19 protein-coding genes are annotated in these 23365 nt (G+C 65.7%); 5 read left to right on the top strand and 14 right to left on the bottom strand.

The window, feature by feature from the left end:
* The first annotated feature begins 92 nt into the window (after positions 1–92).
* Positions 93–3023, top strand: coding sequence for an aminotransferase (locus PPA02S_RS03800; protein ID WP_028632251.1), 2931 nt, complete (start codon positions 93–95; stop codon positions 3021–3023).
* Between the two features lie 116 nt (positions 3024–3139).
* On the top strand, positions 3140–4045 hold the full coding sequence (locus tag PPA02S_RS03795) for a LysR family transcriptional regulator (protein ID WP_028632250.1): 906 nt from the start codon (positions 3140–3142) through the stop codon (positions 4043–4045).
* Between the two features lie 18 nt (positions 4046–4063).
* On the opposite strand, the gene PPA02S_RS03790 is transcribed toward PPA02S_RS03795, so the two are convergent.
* The 14 genes from PPA02S_RS03790 to PPA02S_RS03725 form a co-directional block, all read right to left on the bottom strand.
* Positions 4064–4759, bottom strand: coding sequence for a response regulator (locus PPA02S_RS03790; protein WP_028632249.1), 696 nt, complete (start codon positions 4757–4759; stop codon positions 4064–4066).
* Positions 4756–7410, bottom strand: a complete 2655-nt coding sequence (locus PPA02S_RS03785) for a DUF4118 domain-containing protein (protein WP_028632248.1) — start codon at positions 7408–7410, stop codon at positions 4756–4758. Before PPA02S_RS03785 ends, PPA02S_RS03790 begins: the two co-directional genes overlap by 4 nt.
* 97 nt (positions 7411–7507) lie before the next feature.
* On the bottom strand, positions 7508–8059 hold the full coding sequence (gene kdpC / locus PPA02S_RS03780) for a potassium-transporting ATPase subunit KdpC (protein WP_028632247.1): 552 nt from the start codon (positions 8057–8059) through the stop codon (positions 7508–7510).
* Between the two features lie 10 nt (positions 8060–8069).
* Positions 8070–10124, bottom strand: coding sequence for a potassium-transporting ATPase subunit KdpB (gene kdpB / locus PPA02S_RS03775; RefSeq protein WP_028632246.1), 2055 nt, complete (start codon positions 10122–10124; stop codon positions 8070–8072).
* Between the two features lie 9 nt (positions 10125–10133).
* Positions 10134–11828, bottom strand: a complete 1695-nt coding sequence (gene kdpA / locus PPA02S_RS03770; protein WP_028632245.1) for a potassium-transporting ATPase subunit KdpA — start codon at positions 11826–11828, stop codon at positions 10134–10136.
* Between the two features lie 9 nt (positions 11829–11837).
* Positions 11838–11927 carry a K(+)-transporting ATPase subunit F gene (gene kdpF, locus PPA02S_RS03765; protein WP_033727914.1) on the bottom strand — a complete coding sequence of 30 codons (90 nt, stop codon included), beginning with the start codon at positions 11925–11927 and terminating at the stop codon, positions 11838–11840.
* 137 nt (positions 11928–12064) lie between these two features.
* Complete coding sequence (locus PPA02S_RS03760) at positions 12065–13114, bottom strand: AI-2E family transporter (protein ID WP_028632244.1); 1050 nt, start codon at positions 13112–13114, stop codon at positions 12065–12067.
* Between the two features lie 12 nt (positions 13115–13126).
* On the bottom strand, positions 13127–13921 hold the full coding sequence (locus PPA02S_RS03755; protein ID WP_028632243.1) for a DUF4892 domain-containing protein: 795 nt from the start codon (positions 13919–13921) through the stop codon (positions 13127–13129).
* A 109-nt stretch (positions 13922–14030) separates the two neighbouring features.
* Positions 14031–14885, bottom strand: coding sequence for an alpha/beta hydrolase (locus PPA02S_RS03750; RefSeq protein WP_028632242.1), 855 nt, complete (start codon positions 14883–14885; stop codon positions 14031–14033).
* Positions 14882–15670, bottom strand: a complete 789-nt coding sequence (locus tag PPA02S_RS03745; protein ID WP_028632241.1) for an alpha/beta fold hydrolase — start codon at positions 15668–15670, stop codon at positions 14882–14884. The genes PPA02S_RS03750 and PPA02S_RS03745 overlap by 4 nt, the downstream gene beginning before the upstream one ends.
* 92 nt (positions 15671–15762) lie before the next feature.
* Positions 15763–16146, bottom strand: coding sequence for a hypothetical protein (locus PPA02S_RS03740; RefSeq protein WP_028632240.1), 384 nt, complete (start codon positions 16144–16146; stop codon positions 15763–15765).
* A gap of 112 nt (positions 16147–16258) precedes the next feature.
* Positions 16259–16717 (bottom strand): phosphohistidine phosphatase SixA, encoded by a 459-nt coding sequence (sixA, locus tag PPA02S_RS03735; protein ID WP_028632239.1) that lies wholly within the window; start codon positions 16715–16717, stop codon positions 16259–16261.
* On the bottom strand, positions 16714–17061 hold the full coding sequence (locus PPA02S_RS03730; protein WP_028632238.1) for a DUF4389 domain-containing protein: 348 nt from the start codon (positions 17059–17061) through the stop codon (positions 16714–16716). The genes sixA and PPA02S_RS03730 overlap by 4 nt, the downstream gene beginning before the upstream one ends.
* A 36-nt stretch (positions 17062–17097) precedes the next feature.
* Positions 17098–18123, bottom strand: a complete 1026-nt coding sequence (locus PPA02S_RS03725) for an NAD(P)H-dependent glycerol-3-phosphate dehydrogenase (RefSeq protein ID WP_028632237.1) — start codon at positions 18121–18123, stop codon at positions 17098–17100.
* Between the two features lie 181 nt (positions 18124–18304).
* Here PPA02S_RS03725 and PPA02S_RS03720 point away from each other — a divergent pair, with 181 nt between their 5' ends.
* The 3 genes from PPA02S_RS03720 to PPA02S_RS03710 are packed head-to-tail and all read left to right on the top strand — an operon-like array spanning position 18305 to position 23234.
* Positions 18305–20419 carry a TonB-dependent receptor plug domain-containing protein gene (locus tag PPA02S_RS03720; protein ID WP_028632236.1) on the top strand — a complete coding sequence of 705 codons (2115 nt, stop codon included), beginning with the start codon at positions 18305–18307 and terminating at the stop codon, positions 20417–20419.
* A complete protein-coding gene (locus PPA02S_RS03715) occupies positions 20419–21309 on the top strand; it encodes an ABC transporter substrate-binding protein (protein WP_028632235.1) in 891 nt (296 codons plus the stop codon). Before PPA02S_RS03720 ends, PPA02S_RS03715 begins: the two co-directional genes overlap by 1 nt.
* A complete protein-coding gene (locus PPA02S_RS03710) occupies positions 21306–23234 on the top strand; it encodes an ATP-binding protein (RefSeq protein ID WP_028632234.1) in 1929 nt (642 codons plus the stop codon). The genes PPA02S_RS03715 and PPA02S_RS03710 overlap by 4 nt, the downstream gene beginning before the upstream one ends.
* Positions 23235–23365 lie beyond the last annotated feature (131 nt).

Here is a 23365-nt window from a genome sequence, read left to right as displayed (position 1 = left end):
TGCTTTTCAGAAAAACTGAAAATGATCGTCTTTCGTTGTCTGGCAAAACCGGCATAAATACGGGCTGCCTCCACCTCGATGACGGTAGCCCCATGCACAACCTTCCAGCTGACGCCTCTACACCCTTAATAGAACAACTGGCTGCGCGGGCCAGCCTGGCAAGCCCGGTGCTCGGTGCCAGCCAGGCCGCCAGCCTGTTGCAAGCGCATTACGGCATCTCGGGTGAGCTGCAAGCGCTGGGCAGCCAGCAGGACTTCAACCTGCGCGTGGAGGCGGCGCAAGGGCGTTACGTGCTGAAGGCCTGCCACGGCAGCTATGCTGAAACCGAACTGCAGGCGCAACATGCCGCGCTGGATCATCTGAAGGCCCAAGGCCTGCCCGTGCCTGCAGTGATCGCGGCACACAGCGGCGACACCCTGCTGGCAGTGAACATCGGCGAGCAGCCGCTGCGCGTACGCTTGCTGGAGTATCTCGACGGCCAGCCGTTGACCCGTGTCGCCCACCTGTCACCCGATGTGGTGGGCCGCCTGGGCGCACTCTGTGCACAGGTCGACAGGGCGCTTGCCGGTTTCGACCACCCGGGGCTGGCCCGCACGCTCCAATGGGACCCCCGCCATGCCCGCACCCTGATCAACCACTTGCTGCCGTTGATTGAGGACGCCGGCCAGCGCGCCCGCCTGCACGAAGCCGCCCGGGTGGCAGGTGAGCGCCTGGCGCCGCTGGTCGATCGGCTGCCTACGCAGGCTGTGCACCTGGATATCACCGATGACAATACCGTGTGGGCCTTGGACCCACAGCGTCAATGGCGGCTGCAGGGCGTGATTGATTTCGGCGACCTCATCCGCACCTGGCGCATCGCCGACCTGTCCGTCACCTGTTCTGCCCTGCTGCACCATGCCGACGGCGACCCGTTCATGATCCTGCCCGCGGTGAGCGCTTACCAGGCAGTCAACCCGCTGACCGAGGCGGAGCTGTGCGCCCTTTGGCCGCTGGTGCTCAAGCGCGCCGCCGTGCTGGTGCTGAGCAGCGCCCAACAGCTGGCGGTCGACCCCGGCAACCAGTACACCCGTGACAATGTCGCGCATGAATGGGCCATCTTCGACACGGCCATGGCCGTGCCACTGGCCCTTATGGAAGCGGCCATTCTCCAGGCGGCGGGGCTGGAACCTGAAGGCCCTGCGCTGGACGGCTGCCTGGCGTTGCTGCCTGGTTTGGCCGGGCAACCTGTTACCCGGCTCGACCTGGGGGTGCTCAGCGTCCACTGCCAAGCCGGCAACTGGGAGCAACCCGGTTTCGACCAGCGCCTGCTGGCCGCCCAGGCGGCGCCTGCATGCACGCTGCACGGGCAGTATCGCCTGTCTCAAACCCATATTGACCGCGCTGAGGCGCCCGCCACCTGCGCCTTGGGCGTGGAGCTGCACCTGGCGCCAGGCAGCCCGGTGCAGGCACCCCAGGCCGGCACCTGGGAAGCCCACGGTGACGGCGCCGGCTGCTTGCGCACTGCCCGCTGGAGCCTGTGGCTGTACGGGCTGAGCGCAGGCCCGCTGGACGGGCAACGCGTGCATCAGGGCGAGCCCCTTGGCCAAACCGGTGACAGGCTGAGCGTACAGCTGTGCCTGGACAGCAACCTGCGGCCGCCATTCTTCGCCACGCCCGCCCAAGCCCCGGCCTGGCTGGCATTATGCCCCTCGCCGGCAGCATTGCTGGGCGTTGACTGCGACGCCGATCCCTTGCCAGACCCACAGGCGCTGCTGGCGCGGCGCGATGCCAGCTTTGCCCGCTCGCAGAAACACTATTACGCCCAACCGCCACACATCGAGCGGGGCTGGCGCAATTACCTGATCGACATGCAAGGCCGCTCATACCTGGACATGCTCAACAACGTGGCCGTGCTGGGCCATGGCCACCCACGCATGGTGGCCGAGTCGGCGCGGCAATGGTCGTTGCTCAACACCAATTCACGCTTCCACTATGCGGCCATCACCGAGTTCTCGGAGCGGCTGCTTGACCTGGCGCCCGACGGCTTCGACCGGGTGTTCATGGTCAATAGCGGTACCGAGGCCAACGACCTGGCAATCCGCCTGGCCTGGGCCTACAGCGGTGGGCGCGACATGCTCAGTGTGCTCGAGGCCTATCATGGCTGGTCGGTGGCCACCGATGCCATTTCCACCTCCATCGCCGATAACCCCAAAGCCCTGGAAACCCGCCCCGGCTGGGTGCACCCGGTGGAAGCGCCGAACACCTTCCGCGGGCGCTTTCGCGGTGCCGACAGCGCCGCCGACTACCTGCGCGACGTGGACGCCAAGCTGGCCAGCCTTGACGCCAGCGGCCGGCAGTTGGCGGGCATCATCTGCGAGCCAGTTTACGGAAATGCCGGTGGCATCGCCTTGCCGGCCGGCTACCTGAAAGCCGCCTACGCCAGCGTGCGGGCCCGTGGCGGGGTGTGCATCGCCGATGAAGTGCAGGTGGGGTACGGCCGCCTGGGTGAGTATTTCTGGGGTTTCGAAGAGCAGGGCGTGGTGCCGGATATCATCACCATGGCCAAAGGCATGGGCAACGGCCAGCCCCTCGGCGTGGTGATCACCCGCCGCGAAATTGCCGAAGCCCTCGAGGCCGAGGGTTACTTCTTCTCTTCGGCCGGCGGCAGCCCGGTGAGTTGCCGCATCGGCATGGCGGTGCTGGATGTGATGGAAGATGAAGGCCTGTGGGACAACGCCCGCGACACAGGCCGCTACTTCAAGGCCAGGCTACAGGCGCTGGTAGACCGACACCCACTGGTGGGCGCTGCCCATGGCTCAGGCTTCTACCTTGGGCTTGAGCTGGTGCGTGACCGCGACACCCTGGAACCGGCCACGGAGGAAACCATGGTGTTGTGCAATCGCTTGCGTGACCTGGGTATTTTCATGCAGCCCACGGGGGATTACCTGAATATCCTCAAGATCAAGCCACCGATGTGCACGACGCGGGCCAGCGTGGATTACTTTGTCGACAGCATTGACCGGGTGTTGGCTGAAGGGGTGTGATGGTTGGGTGTTCGCCTTGAAGCAGTTGGCGCTTGCAAGCGCGAGCGCCGAAGTGCTTTTTCATGCTGCATCCCCTACCCTCCAAGCCCTGCGTCTGTTCTTTCAAGGTAACCACCATGGCCTTCACCAGCGACTCCCTGGCAATCTTCCTGGCGGTGCTGGAAGCGGGCTCCTTTTCAGCTGCGGCACGCAAGCTGGGGCGGGTGCCATCGGCTGTCAGCATGGCGATCGCTCAGCTGGAGGCCGAGCTGGACCTTGCGCTGTTCGACCGCACCACGCGCAAGGCCCTGCCCACAAGCGCCGCGTTGGCGCTGGAGCCGCAGGCCAGGCAGGTAATCTGCCAGCTGAACCTGCTGGATGCCCAGGCGCTGCAGCTGCACAAGGGCCTGGAAAAACGCCTCACCATCGCCATGGCCCCCGAGTTGCAAACCGGCGCCTGGAGCCAGCCGCTGCAGGCCCTGGCGCAGGAGTTTCCCAGCCTGGAAGTGGAGATCCGCTCCGCCACCCAGACCGAGGCCATCCGCCTGCTGCATGACGGCAGTGTGCAACTGGCCCTGGTGTTCGAAAGGCCTGGCATCGACGAGCGCGAATCCTTCCTGGAAGCAGGCAGCCAGTTGCTGGTGGCCGTGGCTTCACCGCGCCATCCCGCAGGGCAGAACGGCGGCATGCCCCTGCCTGAAGAGGCCTTTGCCGAGCAGCGGCAGATCATCGTGGCATCCGGCAAGGCCACAGGCTCCGACCCGCGCATGGTGTTGTCACGGCGTATCTGGCTGACCGACAGTTACCTGGCCACGCTGGACCTGGTGCAGTCGGGGCTGGGCTGGGCTTACCTGCCGCAGCCATTGGTCGAACCGCTGATCGCCTCTGGCGCGCTGGCCGAAGTGCGCTTCGACAACATGGCCAGCCGGTTACGCCTGTGGGTGGACATCATCTGGGTCAAGCCGCGCCCGCTGGGGCTCGGCGCCCGGCGCTACCTGGAGATCATGCGCAAACTGTTCGAACAGGAGCCGCCCAGGGCATGAGGCCACTTGCCGGCCGGTTCAACCCGCCGGCGCCGCCAGCCGGTAGCCCACCCCGGGTTCGGTGATGATGTAGCGCGGCGCAGTCGGGTCGTCGCCAAGCTTTTGCCGCAGATGCCCGACCACGATGCGCAGGTAGTGGGTATCGTCCACATGGGTGGGCCCCCAGATATCCTTCAACAGCTGCTGCTGGGTGATGACCCGGCCTGGGTGGCGGGCCAGCTGCGCCAGCAGCGCATATTCCTTACGCGTCAGGGCCACCTCGACGCCGTCGAGGGTGACACGGCGAAACGCGAGGTCCACGGTCAGCGGCCCAAGGCGCAGTGCAACCTCGGCGCCCTCTGCTTGCGGCACCTGGCGCAACAGCGCCCGCACCCGCGCCAGAAACTCCTGGATGCCGAACGGCTTGGTCACGTAATCGTTGGCGCCACCGTCCAGGGCATCCACCTTCTGCAGTTCGCTGGCGCGCACCGACAACACCATCACCGGTACCGCACTCCATTCACGCAGCTCGCGCAGCACGTGCTGGCCGTCCATGTCTGGCAACCCCAGGTCGAGCACCACCAGGTCAGGCTTGCCCAAGGCGGCCTCGGCCAGGCCCTGGGCGCCGGTGGCCGCCTCGAGCACCTTGTACCCCTGGGATGCCAGGCTGATGCGCAGGAACTTGCGAATCTGCGGTTCGTCATCAATGACCAGCAAGGTGGCGGTGTGGCTCATGGCATTTCACTTTCGCTTTCAGGTTGGACGGGAAGCGGCAAGCATAGGGTGATGCAGGTGCCCTTACCATCAATGCCGTCGTCGACCAGAATCTGCCCCCCATGGGCACCAATCATGCCCTGGCAGATCGCCAGGCCCAGCCCGGTGCCCTGCCCGCCCCGGTCGCCACGGGCGGCGGTGTAGAACATGTCGAAGATCTTCGCCCGGTCAGCCAGGGGAATACCGGGCCCTTCGTCGCTGACGGCCATGCGCAATTGCGAGTGTTGCACGGTTACCTGCAACTGCAAACGGCCTGCAGGCGGCGAAAAGCGCGCGGCGTTTTCCAGCACGTTGACCAGTGCCTGCTCGATCAGCGCGGCGTGCACGAACAGCAGCGGCAATTGCGCAGGCACGTCAGTGTGCACCTGCAAGGGTGCCAGCACTGCACGCAGGCGCTGCAAGGCACTGCCGACAATGTCGGCCGGGGCTACCCAGTCACGGGCCAGCTTGAGGCTGCCGTGGCCCAGGCGGGTCATGTCCAGCAGGTTCTGGATGTAGCGGTCCAGGCGCTCCGCCTCGTTGCGGGTGCCCTCCAACAGCTCGCGGCGGTCGCTCACCGGGATCGCTTCGCCCAGTGCCAACAGGCTGTCGATACTGCCGCGCATGGCCGTCAGCGGCGTACGCAGGTCGTGGGACACCGATGCCAGCAAGGCACTGCGCAGTTGCTCCGTCTCACCTTGCAGGCGCGCCGCCTCCAGCTGTTCGGCCAGGTCCGCGCGGGCCAGGGCCTGGGCCAAGGGTTGCCCCAACGCCCGCAACAGGCGCCGGTGCGGGTCGCCCAGGGGCTGACCGGAGCGCAGGCAAACTCCCAGCAGCGCCAGGGGGGCTTCATCGACCACCAATGGCCACCACCACCAGCGGCCATCCGGCAGCGTATCACTGCCGCGGCCTGCCGCCTGGCGATGCTGCCAGGCCCACTGCGCCGCCGCCTGTTCAGTGGCGCTGAAGCGCGGCACCTCGCCACTGGCCACCTGCAACTGGCCCTCGGCATCGCGCTGTAGCAGGCACACCTGCAAGCCTTGCTGGCCATCGAGGTACTGGCTGGCGGCAGTGAGCACCGCCTGGCGGTCGGTCGCCACCGTCAGCCGGCGTGACAGGTCGAGCAACTGGCTGGTTTGCGCCTGGGTTTCACGCAGGGCCTGCAACTGGCGGCGCTGACGGGCCGCCAGGTTGCCGGTGAGTGCAGCCATCAGCAGGAAGAACACCAAGGTCAGCACGTCTTCTTCGCGCTGGATGCTCAACGAGAAATTCGGCGGGATGAACAGAAAGTCGTAGGCCAGAAACGACAACAGCGCGCACGCCAACGCAGGGCCCAGGCTGCTGCGCACTGCCACCAGCAGCACTGCCGCCAGAAACACCAGCGATATGTTGGGCAACGCCAGCACGCTGGCAACCGCCCAGGCCAGGCCGGCTGCCGTCACGGTAGCCAACAGCGCCAGCACGTAATGACGCCACACCCAGACCTGCCGCACCACTGGCCGTGGTGCCGGGCGCTGCGCGTCACGGGCCAGTACGTTGACCTCCAGGCCGTGGCTGGCACGCAGCAGCCGCGTGGCCACGCCCGCCCCGAACAGCCGCCGGCGCAGGCGCTGTCGGGTCTGCCCCACCAGCACCAGGCTGGCGCGCCGCTCGGCCGCGTGCTGAATCAACGTGTGCGCCACCTCCCCTGCCCGCAGCACCACCACCTCGCCGCCCAGGCGCTCGGCCAGCTGCTGCGCCGCTTGCAGGCGCTGGCGGCCTGCTTCGTCACGTACCCCGCCGTTGTTCACATGCACCAGGCTCCACGGCAGGTGCCGACGCTGCGCCACACGGCTGGCATGACGCACCAGCCGTTCAGCCTGATCGTCACCGTCAACACCCACCAGCAAGCGCCCACGCAAGGCAGGCGCCGCCTCACCGCGCTGTCGGTAACCTTGGGCAACATCCACGTCCACCTGGGTCGCTGCGGCCTGCATGGCCAGTTCCCGCAGGGCGTTGAGGTTGCTCGGCGAGAAGAATGCATCCACCGCCGCCCGCGCCTGCTCTGGTACGTAGACCTTGCCGGCACGCAGGCGCTCCAGCAGTTCGCGGGGCGGCAGGTCGATCAGCAGCAGTTCGAAGGCATCCTGCAGCACCCAGTCCGGTACGGTTTCGCGGACCCGCACGCCGGTAATGTCCTGCACCTTGTCATTGAGGCTCTCAAGGTGCTGGACATTGAGGGTGGTGTATACATCGATACCGGCGGCCAGCAGTTCCTGCACATCCTGCCAGCGTTTGGCATGGCGGCTGCCGGGGGCGTTGGTGTGGGCCAGCTCGTCGACCAGTACCAGGCCGGCTGCGCCCTGAAGCACGCCATCGAGGTCCATTTCCTCCAGGGTGACGCCGCGGTACTGGCTGCGCAGCAGGGGTTGCTGTTTCAAGCCTGCCAGCAGCGCCTCGGTTTCGGCGCGCCCGTGGGTTTCCACCACCGCCGCCAGCACCGCCTGGCCCTGGCGCTGGCGGGCGTGGGCGTCCTTGAGCATGGCGAAGGTCTTGCCGACACCGGGGGCAGCGCCGAGAAACACCTTCAAGCGGCCCCGGCCGGTACGCGGGAGCGTGGCCAGCAGGGCGTCGGCGCGGGCGGAATCGCTCATGTTTCGGTCCTTGGGTTCTGCTTGGGTGAGGTGCGTCGTTCGGGCCTGCTGGGCACGCCGTCGCGAGCTGCGCGCGTGCCTGGCATTGTCTCGACGGCTAGTCGCTCAGGCGTGCCAATGCTTGGTTGAGCGCCAGCACATTGACCACCGGCGGGCCAATCAACGGGTGCAGGGTGGCCTGTTCCAGCAGGCCTTGCAAGCGCGCCGGGGGCAGGTTTCGCGCTGCTGCCACGCGCGGGATCTGGTAGGCCACAGCCTCTGGCGGCAGGTGCGGGTCCAGGCCGCTGCCAGAGGTTGTGAGCAGCGCCAGCGGTACCGGCCCGAGTTGCGCCTGGTACAGCTGCGCAGCGTCGCCCTTCACCCGCTCGGCCAGGGCCGGGTTGCCCGGCGACAGGTTGCTGGCCGCACTGGCGACGGTGGCATAGGCGCCTGCCGAAGGCCGCGAATGGAACCACGCGTCGCCCGTGAACGCCTGGGCGATCAACGCCGAGCCGCGCACCTGGCCCTGCTCGTCACGCACCAGGCTGCCGTTGGCCTGGGTGGGGAACACAAGCTGGGCAATACCGGTCACGGCCAGGGGGTACAGCGCACCCGTCAACAGGGTCATCAACAGCACCAGGCTCAAGGCCGGGCGTAGGTAAGCATTCATGTTGGCCTCCTCAGACCAGGTGCAAGGCGTTGAGCAGCAAGTCGATCAGTTTGATCCCGGCGAACGGCACGACGATGCCGCCCAGCCCGTAGATCAGCAGGTTGCGCCGCAGCAGCTGCGCGGCGCTGGCGGCCTGCACCCGCACCCCGCGCAGCGCCAGCGGGATGAGCACCACGATGATCAATGCGTTGAACACGATGGCAGACAGGATCGCGCTCTGCGGGCTGGCCAGGTGCATCAGGTTCAGCGCCCCCAGTTGCGGGTAGATGGCGGCAAACAACGCCGGCAGGATGGCGAAGTACTTGGCCACATCGTTGGCAATGGAAAAGGTGGTGAGTGCGCCACGGGTCACCAGCAGCGCCTTGCCCACCTGCACCACGTCCAGCAGCTTGGTGGGGTCGCTGTCCAGGTCGACCATGTTGGCGGCCTCGCGAGCAGCCTGGGTGCCATCATTCATGGCCATGCCTACGTCCGCCTGGGCCAGCGCTGGGGCGTCGTTGGCCCCGTCGCCGCACATCGCGACCAGGCGCCCGTCGTTCTGCTCCTGGCGAATGCGGGCCAGCTTCTTCTCAGGCGTTGCTTCGGCCAGTACGTCGTCAACCCCCGCCTCAGCGGCGATGGCAGCGGCCGTCAGGGGGTTGTCACCGGTCACCATCACGGTGCGGATACCCAACTTGCGCAATTCGGCAAAACGCTCGCGGATACCCGGCTTGACCACGTCCTTGAGGTGGATCACCCCCAGCAGGCGCTTGTCGACACATACCAGCAATGGCGTGCCACCGCTTTGGGCAATGCGTTCTATCTCGCGGGCCAGCGCGGCTGGCACGTCCAGGCGCTGCATGCCAACGAAGGCCAGCACCGCGTCCACCGCGCCCTTGCGGTAGCGGCGCGGGCCCACATCAATGCCCGACAGCCGCGTCTGCGCGGTGAATGCCACCGGCTCGAACTGGCCAGCAGCTGGCTCGACGAAGCCGTGCAGCTGGCGCAGGTATTCCACGATCGATTTGCCTTCGGCCGTGTCATCGGCCAGCGACGCCAGCAAGGCGCCCTCCCCCAGCTCGCGCGGGGTAATGCCAGGTGCCGCATGCAAGGCACTGCAGCGGCGGTTGCCGAAGGTGATGGTGCCCGTCTTGTCGAGCATCAGCGTGTGCACGTCGCCGGCCGCCTCCACTGCGCGGCCCGAGCGGGCGATGACGTTCAGGCGTACCAGGCGGTCCATGCCGGCGATACCAATGGCGGAGAGCAGCCCGCCAATGGTGGTGGGGATCAGCGTGACCAGCAACGCGGCCAGGAAAATCAGCGGCAGGCTGCCACCGACGAAGTGGGCGAACGGCTGCAAGGTCACCACCACGATCAGAAATACCAGGGTGAGCCCGATCAGCAAGATATCCAGGGCAATCTCGTTCGGAGTTTTCTGCCGTCGGGCGCCTTCGACCAAGGCCACCATGCGGTCCAGGGTCGATTCACCGGGGTTGCTGACGATACGGATCATCAGCCAGTCAGACACCAACCGTGTGTTGCCGGTAACCGCCGAGCGATCCCCGCCCGACTCACGAATCACCGGGGCGGACTCACCGGTAATGGCGGCCTCGTTGACCGCGGCGATGCCGTCGATGACCTCGCCGTCGCCGGGGATCATCTCGCCAGCCTCCACCCGTACCACATCGCCTTTGCGCAGCGCACTGGCGGCGACCGTCTCGTAGCTGCCATCGCCCAGGCGCCGCCGGGCAGCCAGGCCTTGGCTGCCTGCTTTGAGGCTGTCGGCGCGGGCCCTGCCGCGGCCTTCGGCCAAGGCCTCGGCGAAATTGGCGAACAGCACGGTAAACCACAGCCACAGCGCGATCTGCACGGCGACGCCCGTGCTCACCCCGCTGTCGGGCGCCAGGCACAACAGCGTGGTCAGCAGCGCAGTGATGGCCACCACCAGCATGACCGGGGAGCGCTTGAGCTGGCGCGGGTCGAGCTTGATGAACGCCTGCACCAGGGCCGGGCGCCACAGGGCAGCCAGGCGGGTCTGGTCGACGGAGGCGTGCCGGGCCTTCACTTCAGGAATGGGCATGTTCATGGTGAGTCCTCAGTAGACCTGGCTCAGGTGTTCGGCGACCGGCCCAAGGGCCAGTGTGGGCAGGAAGGTCAGCCCCCCTACCAGCAGGATGGTCAGCAGCAGCAGGCCGGTGAACAGCGGCCCATGGGTCGGGAAACTGTTAAGCCCCTGCGCAGCGCTGCGCTTCGCCGCCAGGCTACCGGCCAGCGCCAGCACCGGGAGGATGTAGCCGAAGCGCCCGATCAGCATCGCCAGCGCGATCATCAGGTTGTGGAACACGGTGTTGGCGCCAAACCCGGCGAACGCCGAACCGTTGTTGGCAGCACCCGAGGTGTAGGCATACAGCAGTTGGCTGAAGCCGTGGGGCCCTGGGTTGCTGATGGCCGCTGCAGGGCCTGGCAGGCTGGCAGCGATGGCCCCGAGCACCAGCACGCCGACCGGCATCACCAGCAGGGTCGCCACCAGCAGTTGCACCTCACGGGCCTGCAGTTTCTTGCCCAGGTATTCGGGTGTGCGGCCAATCATCAGCCCGGCCAGAAACACCGCGATCAACACGAACAGCAGCATGCCGTAAAGGCCCGCCCCCACCCCGCCGAAGATCACCTCACCGACCATCATGTTGATCATGGCGACCATGCCGGTCAGTGGGTTGAGGCTGTCGTGCATGGCATTGACCGAACCATTGGAAGCGGCCGTGGTGGTAGCCGTCCACAGCACCGAGCCCGTTACGCCGAAGCGGCTTTCCTTGCCCTCCAGCGGTGCGGTCTGCTGCACCTGGCTGCTTTGCAGGGCCAGGTTGGGCTGGTGTTCGGACCACAGCGCGGTGGCGCCACCGATCAGGAACAGGGCCAGCATGCAGGCCAGAATCGCGCGGCTCTGGCGCAGGTCTTTTACGTAGTGGCCGAAGGTGAATACCAAGGCCACCGGGATGAGGATGATCGCGCCTACCTCCAGCAGGTTGCTCAACGCCGTGGGGTTCTCGAACGGGTGCGCCGAGTTGACGCCGAAGAAGCCACCGCCGTTGGTGCCCAGCTGCTTGATGGCGATCTGGCTGGCAGCAGGGCCCAGCGGGATGACCTGTTCGGCACCTTGCAGGGTCAAGGCATGAACATAGTCGGTGAAGGTTTGCGGTACGCCCTGCCAAACCAGCAGCAGTGCCAGGACCAGGCACAGGGGTAACAGGCCGTAAAGCGTGGCACGTGTCAGGTCGACCCAGAAATTACCCAACGTGGCCGACGTGCGCCGTGCAATGCCGCGGCACAGGGCAACCAGCACTGCCAGGCCTGTGGCGGCGCTGACGAAGTTCTGCACGGTCAGCCCGAGCATCTGGCTCAGGTAGCTGACGGAAGCCTCCCCGCTGTAGGCCTGCCAGTTGGTGTTGGTCACGAAGCTCACGGCCGTGTTGAGTGCCAGTGACCATTCCTGCCCTGGCAGGTGCTGGGGGTTCAGGGGCAAATGGCCTTGCAGCAACAAAACCCCGAACAGCAGCACGAACCCGGCCAGGTTGAACGCCAGAAGGGCCAGCGCATAGTGCCGCCAGCCCTGCTCATGCCCTGGTGATACCCCTGCCAGCCGGTAGCACGCCCGCTCGACCGGGCCCAGCACGGGGGTGAGCCAGGTGCGCTGGCCTTCCATGACGTTGTAGTAGAAGCGCCCGAGCCAGGGTGCAGGTAACAGGACGATGGCAAAAAATGCCAGCAGCAACGCGATGTCGTAACTGTGCATGGGCGCCACCTAGCTGCGGTCGGCGCACAACAGCGCCACCAGCAGGTAAACCGCCAATGCCACTGCCAGCAGCAGTGACAACCCGTCGAGTACGTTCATCAATGGTTCTCCCCTTGGTGCGGCAGTGGCCGCTTTGGGGGAATTGTCCGGTTCAGGCGCGTAAAGGGGCGAGATCGCTCAGGGGGGCTTGGTATAAAGAATGCGTAAAGATCTGACCTGGGCCTGGCTACGGGGCGTCAGGCAGACGGCGGCTGTTCGGCATTGCGGCTCCAGTCCAGCAGCAGGCTGTAGCCCACCGCCAGCAATGTCGGCCCGATGAATAGCCCAATGAAGCCAAAGGCCAACAGCCCGCCGAAGACGCCCAGCAGCACGATGACCAAGGGCAGGTCGCCACCGCGGCTGATCAGGTAGGGCTTGAGCACGTTGTCCACGCCGCTGATGACGAAGGTGCCCCAGATGCTCATGAAAACGGCCATGCCGTAATCCCCCTTCCACACCAGCCAGCCGGTGACCGGAATCCAGGCCAGCGGCGGGCCCATGGGGATCAGGCTGAGCATGAAGGTAACCAGGCCCAGCACGATGGCGCCGGGCACACCCGCAATCAGGAAGCCGATCATGGCCAGCAGGCCCTGCGCCGCGGCAGTGCCGATCACCCCGTTGACCACCCGTTGCACGGTGCCGGCGACCAGGTTGAGGTAATACTCGGCACGTTCGCCCATCAGCCGGTGCAGCAGGCGCAGCACGAACGCCGACAGGCGTGGGCCGTCACGGTAGAAGAAAAACACGAACACCAGGCTCAGGGTGAGCTCCAGCACCCCGCTGCCGATCTGCGCGCTGCGGGCCAGCAACCAGTTGCCCACCTGCCCCAGGTAGGGCTTGACCGACGCCAGCAGTGCAGCGCCCTGCTGGTCCAGGGACTGCCACCAACTCACCAGACGCTCACCGACAAAAGGCAGGCTGCCTACCCAGGCGGGGGCGTCTGGCAGGCCATCGACCTGCACATCCCGCACGAATGCCGTGGCGTCACGAATGTGGTCGGCCAGGTTGAAGCCCAGCCACACCAGCGGCAGGGCTACGATAAGAATCCAGGCGGTGGTCAGCAGGCTGGCTGCCAGGGTTTCGCGACCGCCCAATGCGCCGGTGAGCAGGCGCATCACCGGCCAACTGGCGAAGGCCAGGATCGCGCCCCACAACAGGGCCGAGATGAAAGGCGCCATGACCCACAGGCCAGCGCCCAGCAGTGCCAGCAGCAGGATCTGGACCAGCAGGCGGTCGTTGTTAAGCATGGTGTTGCTCGTTCAGCGGATCAGTTCGAGGTGCAGGCCATCGGTTGGCGCATCACCCGTTTCAAGGCGCGCACTGCGTACTCCGGCCTTTATCAGTGCCTGGCGCCAGTCTTCGGCCTTGGCACCGCTGAGGCTTGCCCGCAGCGTGCTGTCGAGGTTCAGGCTGCGCGCCAACAAGGTGGCCCAGGCAGCGTTAGGCGCTGCCAGGTCCGGGTAGTCGAGCTTGCCGGTGTCGCGCATTTCGCGCAGTACGGTGGCGGCGGTGGGCAACAGATCGCCAAGCGGGCTGGCTGCGACGAACTCTTCGACATGCAGGTAGGCACGGCGGTTGCCGCGGGTGACGCTGTACAGCGCGACCAGGGTGTCGGCTTGCTCTGCGGAGCGGCGCAGCAGGATAAATGCCTGCTGCTCGTCACCCCCATTGAGGCGGGCATTGGCGAACACGTCGTTGGCCCAGATGCTGGCCTCGCCACAATCGCGGCCCTGGCACCAGAACAGCGGGTAGCCGCCCGCCTGCTGCAGGGCCTCGCGGGCACTGGTGAACGCTTCGCGGGCGGTGCGTTCGACCGGCAGTTCGTAGGTAACCGAACTGACCTGGCCACGGCTCTCGACCTTGTTTTCAACCCGCAGGCGGCCGCTGATCTTGCGCAGCGGGCCCATGGGGTAAATGCGCTCCTGCTCCACCGATGGCCGCTGGTCGACCACCTTGGCATCTACCGGCACCGGCAGGCTGCTGGCCCACAGCAGCGGGCTGGCCAGCGCAAGCCCGGCCGCCAAGGCGCAACGCAGGGCAATGGGCGCGCTCATTGGCGAACCACGCGGCGCGCGGCGCCGAGGTGAAGCATGTGGATGTCTGGCAGTTGCATGGTTGTCTCCCTGATCAACCCGCCAAGCCTCGACACTTGTCCGGTGCAAGTCAAGCAAAGCCAAAGAAGCGATTGAAACAGTCTGCGACAAGCTGCGCCCCCTGCTCATCGTTCAGGTGCAGGTGATGGCCACCGGGCAGTGTCACCTGCTCGAAGGGTAGCTGCTCCAGCAGCCCCGTGTTGCGTGCCAGCATGCCACTCTGCGCAACCACCAGCCGCACCGGGCAACTGACCCGCATCACGTAGGCCATCGCCTGGGCTTCGCTGAGGCGCACCGGCGACGGCAGGGTCAAGCGGCTGTCACTGCGCCAGCTGTACCCCCCCGGCACAGGCATCAGGCCCCGCTGGGCCAGCAGCTCGGCGGCCTCGCGGCTGACGGCCACCATGCCTTTCATCCTGGCGTGCACGCCTTGCTCCTGGGTGGCATACACCGACTTGCGCTTGCCATCGAGCCGCAGTTGCGCCTGCAACGCCATGCCCAGTCGCTCGGCCGCATCCTGTTCACCGCCGGTGGGCGGTATTACGCCGTCGATCAGGGCAAGGTGGCTGACCCGGTCGGGCAAGGCAGCGGCCAGTTGCACGCAGATGATGGCCCCCAGCGAATGCCCAAGCAGCGCGAACCGCTGCCAACCCAGCTGCTCAGCCACCCGCAGCACGTCATGGGCATAGTCTGCCAGCGCATAACCGGCACCCGGCGGGCGATGCTGCGAGTACCCATGGCCTGCCAGGTCCAGCGCCACGATGCGCAGGCCCTTCAGCCGTGGGGCCAGGTGCGCGAAGCTGTTGGCGTTGTCGAGCCACCCATGCAGGGCAATGACCGGCAGGCCGTCCTCGGGGCCGAACAAATGGGCGGCCAGCTCGATATGGCCGAGGCTCAGGCGAACCTCTTCCACCGCCGCGCTCATGCCTGCCCCCAGCGGTCGAACAGCCCCTTCAACAGGCTGGCGGTGTCGGCGGGCCGCTCGAGCGGGAACATGTGCCCACCTGGCACGCTGTGAAACTCGCCCCGCGGCATGCCACGCACGGTGAAGGTATGGTGGCGGCGGATGACGTCGCTGCGCTCGCCGCACACCATCGCCAACGGCACCTGCAGCTGGCGAGCAGGCGCCGGGCTGGTATGGGGGATACTGCGGTAGATGCTGATTTCGGTGGCGGGGTCGAAGCGCAACTGCAGTTTCTGCTGCTGCTCAAGAAGCCCGTGCTCGATGTACGCGTCCAGGCACTCCGGGTCAAACTGGCGGAACAGCGACTTGCCGGCGAAATACTGCCGCGCGCTGTCCCGGTCCTCGAACTCCGAACGGCGGCCCAGTGTACGCCCTGCGGGGGTGATGCGGTCGATGAACCCCAGCCGCTTGGCGATGCGCAGCAGCCACTGATCGGCACGGGTAAGCACGGGTGAGTCAAGCATGACCACACCGCGGTACAGGTCGGGCCGGCGCAGGGCCGCGTGCAGGTGCAAAACGCCCCCCAGCGAGTGGCCCACCCCCCATACCGGTTGCGGTTGCAACGCCAGGTGATGCAACAGCTCGTCAACCAGGTTCTGCCAGTTGTCATCCACCGGAAAGCGCGGGTCGTGGCCATGCTGGGGCAAGTGCTGCACGTGGTAGTCCGGCGCCAGGGCAGCGAACAGCTTGCCGTAGGTGGCCGATGGAAAACCGTTGGCGTGGGCGAAGAAGATCGGCTGCGACATGGCGCGTATCCGGGCGATGGGTGATGGCCCATTGTCTGCACCCGCGCACGTTCAGGCAACGTTCGGATAGGTCATCGGCAAGGGCAATCAGGTCACGCCGAGCGGTCGAAGCTCGCCAGCGAGCGGCGCAGGCAAGCCTGAATGCAGGCCTGCTGGCTTTCCAGGGCCTCGCGGGCCAGGCGCTGTTCGGCGGCGTCGAGCCCCAGCCGACGCAGTGCCAGGCAGCTGATCTGCAGCAAATGGGCAACATGCAGGCAGGCCTCCTGCAGGGCCCGCAGGTCAGCTTCGATGAGCTCACGGGTGGCAGGCTCCAGGCTGGCGGCGCTGACCTTGCGCATCAGCTGGTAGAACCTGGCATCGGCCACCTCCCGCAGCAGCGTATGCTGGGCAAAATCAAGCGCAACGCCCTGCTCTACCTTGGCCACGGTGGACTGCAGGTCCAGCGAATTCAACAATTCCCAGATATCGCCTGTCATGCAAGCCGCCTTGAGCGCGAAGTGTGCGGCCAAGCTAGCAACAGGCCAGCACCCGGGGCAACTGACAGAAATGCCAGTTGCCCACTGAAGAACGTTCACCCATGGCGCCCGCTCACGCAGGCGAATGGATGCCCCTGAGCGTCATCAGCCCGGCCAGTGGCCAGTCGCCTTCCAGTTCAGCCAGGCTGGCGGTGCTCATGGCCGCAGGCCGCTGGTGAGCCCCCTGCTCGAGCATCGTGACCAGGTGGCCGACCAGGGGCTGGTGGCTGACCAGCAACACATGCTGCAAGCCCAGTTGCTCGATTTCGCCGATCACCTGCTGCACGTCGCTTTCAGGGGTCAGCCAAGGCACGGTGCGGACCGGTTCGGTAAAGCCGAGGGTGCCATGCACCAGCGCAGCGGTTTGCTGGGCCCGTACATACGGGCTGGCGATTATTGCCCGCAAGGGTTTGCCCAACAGGCGTGCAGCGCTGTGCAGCACCTGTTCGCGGCCATGGGCAGTCAGGCGCCGTTCGGCATCCGTGTTGGCCCGTGGTTCGGCTTCGCCGTGGCGCAATACCCACAGGTTCACAGCTTCGGTTCCTCATCGCGAACCGGGTGCGGAGCCGGTGGCACGCTGTGCGCGGCCTCACCTTCGGGGGCACGCGGGGCTGGCCAGTCAGCGAACGGCCAGGGCTTCTGATCGGTGTGGAAAGTGCCGAAACGGCCGATCTGGGCCAGGAACTGGCTGAGGCTGTCGCCGAAATTCATCAGGCTGGCGCTGGGGGCACCATAGATCAGGCGATAGACCAGCTGCACCAGCACCAGGCCGCCGAGCAGCAGCTCGGCCAGTTGCCACACCACTGCAAACACCAGCATCCACACCACCCGCAGGATGATGGACTCGCGCTGGGCGCGTTCGGGGGTATCGTTCATGTTTCGCTCCTTGCTGCGACGAAGGCCACCTGCGGCTCAGTTGAAGCCGCTGATGGAAATGAAATCGACATCGGTCTTGGGCTCGGCGCGCATCAGGTGCTCGATGACCTGATCCAGCGTACGGCCTTCGAACAGAATGGCGTGCAGGCCCGCCACCAGCGGCATGTAGATTTGCGCCTGCTGGGCCTTGGCCTTGAGCACCTTGAGGGTGTTGACGCCCTCGGCCACTTCGCCCAGGCGGTTGACCGCCTCTTCAAGGCTAAGGCCCTGGCCCAGGGCATGACCAACCTGGTAGTTACGGCTTTTGGGCGAGGAACAGGTGACGATCAGGTCACCGACACCCGCGAGCCCCAGGAAAGTCATGGGGTTCGCGCCCTGGCTTACCGCAAAACGGGTCATCTCGGCCAGGGCACGGGTAATCAGCATGCTCTTGGTGTTCTCGCCCATGCCCAGGGCCACCGCCATGCCGGCGATGATGGCGTAGACGTTCTTCAGCGCCCCGCCCAGTTCGACGCCAAACCGGTCGCCACTGGCGTAGACCCGGAAGGTACGCCCATGCAGCACCTCCTGTACCTGCTGGCACAGCAGCTCGTCTTCACTGGCCACCACCGTTGCGGTCAACGCATGCTCGGCGATTTCCCGGGCCAAATTGGGGCCGGACAGCACGCCGATACGTGCCTGAGGGGCGATTTCTTCGACGATCTGGCTCATCAGCTTGAACGTCTGCGCCTCGATGCCTTTGGTCAGGCTGACCAGGCCCTTGCCGCTGAGCAGCTCGGCATGGGGGGCCAGCACGCTGCGCAAGGCGCTGGACGGCAGTGCGACGAAGATCAGGTCGCAGGCCTGCAACGTAGCCAGCAGGTCATTGACCGGTTCAACGCCGTCCTGCAGGCGAATGCCCTTGAGGTAGCGCGGATTCTCGCGGTTGGCGCGCATGGCCTCGGCCTGGGCCGGGTCGCGCATCCACTGGCGCACGGGCACGCCATTTTCCGCCAGCAGGTTCGCCACGGCGGTGCCGAAGCTGCCGCCCCCCAGAACTGCAACAGGTTGCTGTTCAGTCATATCCAATCCGTTAAAGCCAAAAAGTAAGTGGCGACGGGCGCATTATACGGCTCGCCAGGCCCGCGCCAAGGCGGGTGGCGATAATCCCACAACCGGCGTGCAACCCGGCGCAGATCACTGGCAAAACGCCAAAGGTCAGTTACCATGCCTGTTTAATTCAACTCTGATACAAGGCCGCTCCGTGTTCCCTGGCTCGCCCCCGTACCCGCACCTGCTCGTACTGACCGCCCTCTTCGGTGCGCCAGCCGTGGCCGACGACCTGTTCATCGACAATACCGACCTGCCACAGGTTCTGACCGCGACGCGGCTGAAACAATCCCCCGCGGCGGTGCCAGGCAGCATGACCGTGCTGGACAGCGAACTGATCCGCGCCAGTGGTGCACGGGATATCCCCGAACTGCTGCGCCTGGTCCCGGGCATGATGGTGGGTTACGGCGCGGGCAACCAGCCCACGGTCAACTACCACGGCAGCAACGCCAACGAGGCGCGCCGCATGCAGGTGCTGATCGACGGGCGTTCGGTGTACCGGGCCGGGCTGGCCACGGTGGACTGGAGCGATATACCGCTGGCCATGGAAGACATCGAGCGCATCGAGGTGTTCCGCGGGCCCAACACCGTCAGCTATGGCGCCAACGCACTGATGGCCGTGGTCAACATTCTCACCCGCAACCCGGCAGACAGCCATGGCTCACGCCTGAAAATGACCCGTGGCCAGAACGGTATCAATGACTTCTATGCCAGTCACGGCTTCGGCTGGGACGGCGGCGACATGCGCCTGTCGCTGTCGGGGCAGCAGGATGATGGCTTCGACCACAACCAGTTCGGCCAGGACTACCGGGACAGCCGCCGCGCCACCCGCCTCAACCTCAGCGCCAGCCACACCCTGGCGCCCGACCAGACCCTGGAATGGCAACTGGCAGCCAAGGAGGGCAGCAACCAGCGGCCCTATACGTACCAGCCCGTGTTCCCCTACGTCACCCAGCGCGGCGACAATGCCGATGTCGACGCCAAGGATTACGCAGGGTCAGTCCGCTGGAACATCGACTTCAACCCGGACCACAGCCTGTACGTGCAAGGCTCGGCGCAGCACTTCGACCGCCAGCAAGTCTGGCGGGCGTGCGATGCGGCGCTGTCGTTCAGCCCCGAGCTCACGCGCCTGTGGCAGCTCAACCCCAACTACGCCGAGCAGGTGGCCCGTGGCGCCAACAACCCGCCCCCCAGCAGCAACCCGCAGGAGCAGGCGTTGGTCGAGGCCATCAAGGCGCAGTGGCAAACCGGCGGTGGCAAGAATGTGGTCTGCGGCGACGTCGACCAGAGCACCCGCGAAACCCGCTACGACCTGGAAATCCAGGACACCCTGAGCCTGACCGACAACCTGCGCCTGCTCAGTGGCATGAACTACCGGTATGATCGTGCCGACTCCCAGACCTACTTCAACGGCAGCGTCGATGACCAGACCTGGCGCCTGTTCGGGCAACTGGAATGGCGCGCCGACGAGCACTGGATCGTGCAGGGTGGCGCCATGCTGGAGGACTCGCGCCTGTCCGGCAGCTCGCTTACGCCGCGGGTGGCGGTCAATTACCTGATCACCCCGCGCCACGGCCTGCGGGCGGTGTACTCGGAGGCGGTGCGCTCGCCGGACATGTTCGAGAACAACGTCAACTGGAGCTACACAGTCACCAACCTCAGCCCGTATGCCTTTGGCCAGCAGCGCGGCCAATACTTCGTCAAGACGCGCGGGCCTGGCGACCTGGAGCAGGAGCGCATGCGCTCACGCGAGGTGGGCTACAACGGCTACTTCAGCGATATCGACCTGAGCATGGATGTGAAGCTGTTCTACGACGAGATCACCGGGATGATCAGCGAGCCGCTGAAGAATAACCAGTACATCGCCAGCAATGCCAACCGCGCCCGCTTCAGCGGTAGCGAGGCGCAGCTTGACTGGCGCCCTACCCTGCGCGACCGGCTGCGCCTGACCTATTCCCATGTGGACGCCTGGGCCAGCAACCCGGATGACCGCCGCCTGAGTGCGCACAACAGCGGGTCGGCTGGCTGGATGAGGAACTGGGGCGATGGCTGGTCCAGTGCGGTGTTCTATTATGGCGACGATGCGCTCAACCAATACCGCTACGAACGCCTGGACCTGCGCCTGGCCAAGCGTTGGCGGGTCTACGGCAACAGCCTCGAGCTGGCCGCACTGTGGCAACAGCGCCTGGACGACGAACCGACCACCGCCGTGCAGAACCGCTACGACAGCCGCCATCGGCTGAGCGTGAGCGCGGAGCTGGAGTTCTGATGGCCCTGCTGCTGCGCCTGGCGCTGCTGTGTCTATGGCCAATGGGGCCATTGTCTGCCGGCGAAATCCTGCTGGTCGGGGCCCAGGACCAGCCGGGTATTCGCAGTTTCATTGCGGCACTGGAAAGCCGCCGCCCCCATGACCATGTGCACTTTCAGTCGGCCACCGAGCTGCCGCGCCCAGGCAGCCTGAAGCCGGATCAGCGCTTGGTACTGCTGGATAACGATGCACTGGAATGGCGCTTGTCGGAGAGCGCCGGCCCGCCGGCACTGGCGATGCGCGTAGGGCGGGTACAGGTTGAACAGCGCCTGGGAAAGTCCCGCCCCGGGTTTCTCACCTTGCTGTGGAGCGACCCGCCGCTGGGCCGGCAACTGCGCCTGGCCCATTACCTGTTACCGCAGGCCCAGCGCGTTGGGGTGCTCTACGGTGAACACAGCCGCTTTTTGCTTGACGAACTGCGCCAGGCTGCCGGCCCTTTGGGGCTGGAGATCGTCGCCCAGGCGTGGCCAGACCCGCTCGACAGCCGCCCGCTTCAACACGTGCTGGCCAACAGTGATGTGCTGTTGGGGCTCGACGACCCTGACCTGTATAACTCCAAGACCGCGAAAAACCTACTGTTGAGCAGCTACGGCCGGCAAATGGCACTGATTGGCCCGAACGCCGCATTCGTGCGCGCCGGCGCCCTGGCCAGCACCTACAGCGACCAGGACGACTGGATCGCGGTACTGGACCACCTGCTCGACCAAGCGCCTGCACGGTGGCCGCGCAGCCTGTACCCCCACCAGTTCGGGGTCAGCGGCAACCAGCAGGTGGCACGCGCCCTCGGCCTTGAACCCATCGACGTCAACGTTGCCGCCAAGGCGCTGGCCGAAGGAGCCCCCACGCCATGAGCAAACGCCTGAGCTGGGACATCCACACCCGCACCCAGATCATCAGCCTCGGCCCTGCCCTGTTGCTGACCCTGCTGCTGATCAGTTTCTTCACGTTCGTGCGCATCCAGGACTTGCGCCAGGAGCTCAACCACACCGGCCAACTGATCGCCAACCAGTTGGCACCGGCGTCGGAGTACGGGGTGATTTCGGGTAACAACGAAGTGCTCGAAAGCCTCATGCGCGCCACGCTGACCATCCCGCACGTGCGCTTTCTGGAAGTGCAGGACAGCCGTAACCATATCCTGGTCTACGTTGAGCAGTCGGACGAAAGCATCAACCGCGCGCAGCGGGTGGAAGTGTTCCAGGCGCCCATCCGCCTGCAGCAAATCCGCCTGGAGAACGACTTCCTGCAGCAAGGCCCGAGCGCTGCACCGGCCATTGGGGATGATTACCTTGGCCGGGTGATCGTTGGCATGTCGGACGATGCCTTCAGCCAGCGGCAGCAGGAAATTGTCATAAAGGCCGCCGTACTGGCCCTGTTCGCCCTGCTGTTCACCTTCCTGCTGGCCCGGCGCCTGGCGCTGAACCTGGCCAAGCCGATCAGTGACATGGGCCATGCGGTGAAAGCCATTCAGCAGGGGCAGTACGACACGCCCGTGCCGGTGGTGGATGACAGCGAACTCGGCCACCTGGCCCGCCACATCAATAACCTGGCCCACGCCCTGGAACAGGCCAGCGCCGAGCAGAAACAGGCCATCGCCGAGCTGATCCAGGCACGGGAAGAAGCCGAGCAGGCCAACCGCGCCAAGTCGGACTTCCTGGCCATGATGAGCCACGAACTGCGCACACCCATGAATGGCGTACTGGGCATGCTGCAACTGCTGGAGACCACCCCGCTGAGCAATGAGCAGGCCGACTACACGGCGGTGGCCAGCGAATCCACCGGGCATCTGCTCAAGGTCATCAACGATATTCTCGATTTCTCGCGGATCGAGCGCGATGCGCTGCAACTGGAGCACATCGATTTCAACCTCGGCGAACTCATCAGCAGTTGCGTGCAGTCGTTCCAGCACACTGCCCAGCAACGGGGCTTGGGCCTGCAACTGGAACTGGCAGCCGATACCGCGCAGTTGCAGGTGAACGGTGACCCTACGCGCATCCGCCAGATCCTGCTGAACCTGATCGGCAACGCGCTGAAGTTTACCGAACATGGCCATGTGCAGGTGCAGGCGCGCTGGCAAGCCCTGGATGACCAGCTGATCTGGCTTACCTGTGATGTACGCGACACCGGTATCGGCATCGACAGCGAGCGCCTCGAGCTGATGTTCGTGGCGTTCCAGCAGGCCGACAGCTCGATCTCGCGCCGTTACGGTGGCACTGGGCTGGGCTTGTCCATCGCCCGAACGCTGGCCGAACGCATGGGGGGCAACCTGCGTGGCCAGAGCGGCGAGGGCCGCGGGTCCACCTTTACCCTGGAGATGCCCCTCACCCTCACTACCCGGCCTGCGGCGTCGGCAGCACCCGAACGGGGCCAACTGCAGTGGGTTGAAGGGCGCCAAGTGCTGCTGGTGGAGGACAACCTGGTCAACCAGAGCGTCACCGAGGCCATGCTGCGCAGCCTGGGCTTGAACGTAAGCACGGCCGACGACGGTCAACAAGCCGTCGCGCAGGTAGAACAGCAACGGTTCGATGCGATCCTGATGGATTGCGGCCTGCCGTTCATGGACGGTTTCGAGGCTACCCGCCGTATCCGCCTGCTGCCCAATGGCAAAGCCCTACCGATCATCGCCCTCACGGCCAATGCGCTACAGGGCGACCGCGAGCGATGCCTGGCTGCGGGCATGGACGATTACCTGAGCAAACCCTTGCGCCGCAGTGAACTGCAGCAGGTGTTGCAGCGTTGGCTGCCGGGGGAGGCAACCGCGACTGGCGATAAATGCTAAAGTGCGGCAGTCTTAAAGACTGGACAGGACGTTCTTCGGACCTGAAAATAGACGTTTCAGTGCACACCTGTACTTCTTTCGACAGGCGCACTGTGACTTTCACCACAACGCAATAGTCTACCTGTAGGCTG

It is taken from the genome of Pseudomonas parafulva NBRC 16636 = DSM 17004, assembly GCF_000730645.1.
In the GTDB taxonomy this organism is placed as follows: domain Bacteria; phylum Pseudomonadota; class Gammaproteobacteria; order Pseudomonadales; family Pseudomonadaceae; genus Aquipseudomonas; species Aquipseudomonas parafulva.
The sequence above is the reverse complement of the archived record's forward strand: the minus strand, read 5'-3'. Positions and strand labels throughout refer to the sequence as shown.